At 68.7% G+C, this 3929-nt stretch carries 4 protein-coding genes; 2 read left to right on the forward strand and 2 right to left on the reverse strand.

All coding sequences use genetic code 11. From position 1 onward, the window contains the following. On the reverse strand, positions 1-1037 hold a 1037-nt coding region (locus Q0L11_RS15325), incomplete at its 3' end, for a cytochrome P450 (RefSeq protein ID WP_296598361.1). 103 nt (positions 1038-1140) lie between these two features. Then, positions 1141-2415 (reverse strand): serine hydrolase, encoded by a 1275-nt coding sequence (locus Q0L11_RS15330; protein WP_296598363.1) that lies wholly within the window; start codon positions 2413-2415, stop codon positions 1141-1143. 118 nt (positions 2416-2533) lie between these two features. On the opposite strand from Q0L11_RS15330, the gene Q0L11_RS15335 reads away from it, so the two are divergent. Further along, positions 2534-3034, forward strand: a complete 501-nt coding sequence (locus tag Q0L11_RS15335; RefSeq protein ID WP_296598365.1) for a VOC family protein — start codon at positions 2534-2536, stop codon at positions 3032-3034. An 89-nt stretch (positions 3035-3123) separates the two neighbouring features. Beyond that, positions 3124-3929 (forward strand): GGDEF and EAL domain-containing protein (locus Q0L11_RS15340; RefSeq protein WP_296598366.1); only part of this gene is annotated, 806 nt, incomplete at its 3' end.

The raw sequence follows: 3929 nt of genomic DNA on the forward strand, positions 1-3929 counted from the left end.
TCGATCACCGTCTCGTCGCGGTTGCCCGAGACGTACCACATGACCACCTTGTCGCCGGCCTTGATGGTCTTGCCCTGGAATTCCACGTCCTCGGTCGCCGTGCGTCGCATGTGCGCCAGCGGCGTCTGCCAGCGGATGGTCTCGGACACCATCGACGGGATCAGGTCCGGATTGGCCCGCAGCTTGTCGTACTGGTCCGGGTTCTGGTTCAGCGCCAGGATCGAGCCCGAGATGGTGTTCCGGGTCGTGTCGTTGCCGCCCACGGTCAGCAGCACCACGTTCCCGAAGTACTCGCGCGGCTCCATGTTCCGCGTCGCGGGGTGGTGCGCCAGCATGGAGATCAGGTCGCCCGTCGGCTCGGCGTTGACCTTCTCGTTCCACAGCCCGGTGAAATAGGCGTGGTACTCGCCGAAGATCGCCATCTTCTGCTCGATGGACTCCACCAGGCCGCCCGGCATCGGCGCGGCCGTCACCACGTCCGACCAGTAGGTGATCTGCCGGCGGTCCTTCTGCGGCGCGCCGAACAGCGTCGCCAGCGTCATGGCCGTCAGTTCCTTCGACACCAGGTCGACCCAGTCGAACTCCTCGCCGATCGGCAAGCCGTCCAGGATCGCCGCGGCGCGCTCGCGGATCTGCGGCGCCATCGCCGCCAGGGCCGGCGGCGCCACCGCCGGGCTCACGGCCTTGCGCTGGATGTCGTGCTTGGGCGGGTCCATCGCGATGAACATCGGCAGCGGGTCCATGTTGGCCTGCCCGCCGGCGATGGTGATGCCGCCCTTCATGAAGTCCGACGAGAACCGGTTGTGGTCCGTGTCGATCGCCATGATGTCGTTGTACTTGGTGATCGACCAGTACGGCCCGAACTCGTGCTCCTCGCAGTAGTGCACCGGGTCCTCGGCCCGCAGCCGCTCGAAGATCGGCCACATCGCGTCAGCCTGGAACAGCTCGGGCTGCGCCGGATTCAGCTTCTCGATCGGCAGCGAATAGGCCTCGGCCCGCGCCTGCTCCTTGCTCATCAGCACATTGCCGTCGGCCATGGCCGTTCCCTCCGTGGTGTTTCCCCACAGTGAACGACGTTAAGTCAGGTTTGGCTAGAGCTCGGCCACTCAAATTGGAGAGCTTGCCGGGCCCTCGCCCCGGCTATTTCGCCAGGGCGTCGTAGATCCACGCCCGGTTCTTGCGCTGGTATTCCATCGCCAGCTCGCGGGCCTGCACCATGAACACCATGAAGACGTCGTTCTTCGGGTCGACCCAGAACTCGGTCCCGGCGATGCCCCACCACGAGAACGTGCCCGTCCCCGGCCGCTGCAGCTTGTCGTCCAGCACCAGGGAGAAGCCCAGGCCGAAGCCCATGCCCGGGCCGGGGAAGAACAGGCCCGCCTTGCGGATCTCGGGCGTGGTCTCGTCCTGACGCATGCGCATCAGCGTCTCCTTCTTCAGGATCCGCACGCCCTTGTACTCGCCGTCCCCCGCCAGCATCAGCACGAAGCGCAGATAGTCTTCCGTGGTCGACGAGAGGCCGCCGCCACCCGAGAGGTACGGCGTCGGCTTGGCGTAGTCGTAGTAGACGCCCGCGTCGCCCTTTGCCGGCTCCGCGAACCGCGCGCGCTTGGCCTCGGGCTGCCAGAACATCGTGTCCGTCATGCCCAGCGGCCCGGTCACCCGTTCCTTGACCAAGACGTCCAGCGTCTTGCCGCCGGCTACCTCCACGACCGCACCCAGCACGTCCGTGGAGTGCGAATAGTTCCAGGCCGTCCCCGGCTCGGCCTTAAGCGGCAGCTTGGCGATCAGCTTCGCATACTCGCGCGCCGTCAGGTCGTTGCGGTACTCGCCGCCGGCCGCCCACGCCTTGGAGATCGGCGCCTGGGGCATGATGAAGCCGTAGATCAGCCCCGATGTGTGGCTCATCAGGTGGCGCACCAGCATCGGCCTGGCCGCGGGGACGGTGCTGCCGTCCGCCTGCCAGACCGCGAGGTTCGCGTACTCCGGCAGGTACTTCGAGACCGGCGCGTCGAGGTCCAGCTTGCCCTCTTCCACCAGCGTCATGGCCACCACCGAAACGATCGGCTTGGTCATGGAGAAGACGCGGAAGATCGTCTCGTCGCTGACCGGCGCCGTCTGGCCCGGCCCCTGGACGCCGAAGCCCTCGCGGAACGCCACCTTCCCGTGGCGGCCCACCAGCAGGTAGGCGCCGGCGATCTTGCCGCTGGCCACGTCTGCCTTCAGCGCCTCGCGCGCCACGTCCAGCTTCGCCGGGTCGAAGCCCAGCGCCGACGCGTCGCCCGTCACGATGGACGAGGCCTTCGGGTCGACCGTCTTCGGCGCCGCTTGCGCCGTGCCGGAGACCAGGGCGATCACGCCCGCCGCGGCGAGCGCCAGGGCCGCGCCGCGCGCGCCCGCAATCCTGTTCAGCATGTGTATGTCCCTCCCGTCCGCCAACGATGAGCGGGTTTGGCCGCCTCTGCAAATCCGCAGACCCTCGCGGCGAACACGGGGATGGGCCGCCGCCCCGCCCAGGCGTAACCGTTGCGCCATGACCCAGCGCCTGCACCACATGGCCTTCCGCTGCCGCGACAGCGAGGAAACCCGCGTCTTCTACGAGGAAGTGATCGGCCTGCCGCTCGCCGCCGCCCTGCCGATCGAGGCGTCCGCGACCGGCCGGGCCGTGCGGGTGATGCACACCTTCTTCCAGCTCAAGGACGGCAGCTTCGTCGCCTTCTTCGAGGTCCCCGGCGCGCCGTTCGACTTCAAGGACCAGCACGACTTCGACCTGCACATGGCGCTCGAGGCCGACCAGGACGACATCGACCGCGCCGTGGCCGCCGCCCGCGCCCGCGGCGTCGAGGTGCGCGGCCCGTCCGAGCACGGGTTCATCCGTTCCACCTATTTCCGCGACCCCAACGGCTATGTCGTCGAACTGGCCCTCAGGACCCACATCCACGACGCCTTCGAGGCCGAGGCGCCCAAGGCGGCCCGGGCGATCCTCGACGCCTGGCGCGCCCGCAACGCCGAACTGGCGGCGGAGGCGACCTGACGGCCCGGCGCACTGGGCCTTCGCGCCGCATGGCGTGCGCTGCGGCCAAGGTGTAGCGTCCGGGTCCCCCCACCGGCGTCCGAAGACCGTTGTCCGACACGCGCTCGAAACCTCCGGCCGGTCCCCCTGCGGCCGCCCAGCAGCAGGCCGCCGAAACGCCGGCCGGCAATCCCGGCGTCTACACCGCGCTGACCCAGGCGCCGCTGGGCGTCGCGATATTCGACCGCGACATGCGCTACCTGGCTGCATCCAGCCGTTTCCTCACGGACCAGGGCCTGCCGGGCGACACCCCGCTGATCGGCCGGCGCCACTACGACGTCTTCCCCGCTATCCCGCCCCGCTGGCGCGACCTGCATTCGCGGGCGCTTCGCAACGGCGAGGCCTTCAGCCACGAGGCCGATCCCTACATCGACCAGGACGGCCGCGTGGAGTGGATCCGCTGGTCGCTGAAACCCTGGCGCACGGACGACGGCGAGATCGGCGGCCTCATCCTCTACACCGAGGTCGTGACCCATACCGTCGAGGCGCGCATGCGTCTGGAAGCGGCCGAGGCCCGCTACCACGCCGTCTTCGACCAAGCGGCTGTCGGCGTCGCCCGCGTGGCGGACCGGGGTCGCTTCCTGGAGGTCAACGATCGGTTCTGCGCCATCACTGGCTACGACCGCCACGAACTGCTGGAACTCCGCTACCAGGACATCACCCACCCCGAGGACGTAAAGCCCGACCTGGAGCGGGCCCAGGCCCTCCTGGCGGGCCGGATTTCCAACTACAGCCGCGAGAAGCGCTACCTGACCAAGTCGGGGGAGACGGTCTGGATCAACCTCACCGTTTCCCTGGTCCGCACCAGCGACGGGGCGCCCGACTACTTCGTCACGGTCATCGAGGACATCACGCC

Origin of the sequence: Phenylobacterium sp., from assembly GCF_024508875.1 — a bacterium.
Taxonomy (GTDB): Bacteria; Pseudomonadota; Alphaproteobacteria; order Caulobacterales; family Caulobacteraceae; genus Phenylobacterium.

Excerpts from the sequence above, each read along its gene's own strand:
- Q0L11_RS15330 (WP_296598363.1), bottom strand. The coding sequence starts at position 2,415 with ATGCTGAACAGGATTGCGGGCGCGCGCGGCGCGGCCCTGGCGCTCGCC.
- Q0L11_RS15335 (WP_296598365.1), top strand. The coding sequence starts at position 2,534 with ATGACCCAGCGCCTGCACCACATGGCCTTCCGCTGCCGCGACAGCGAG.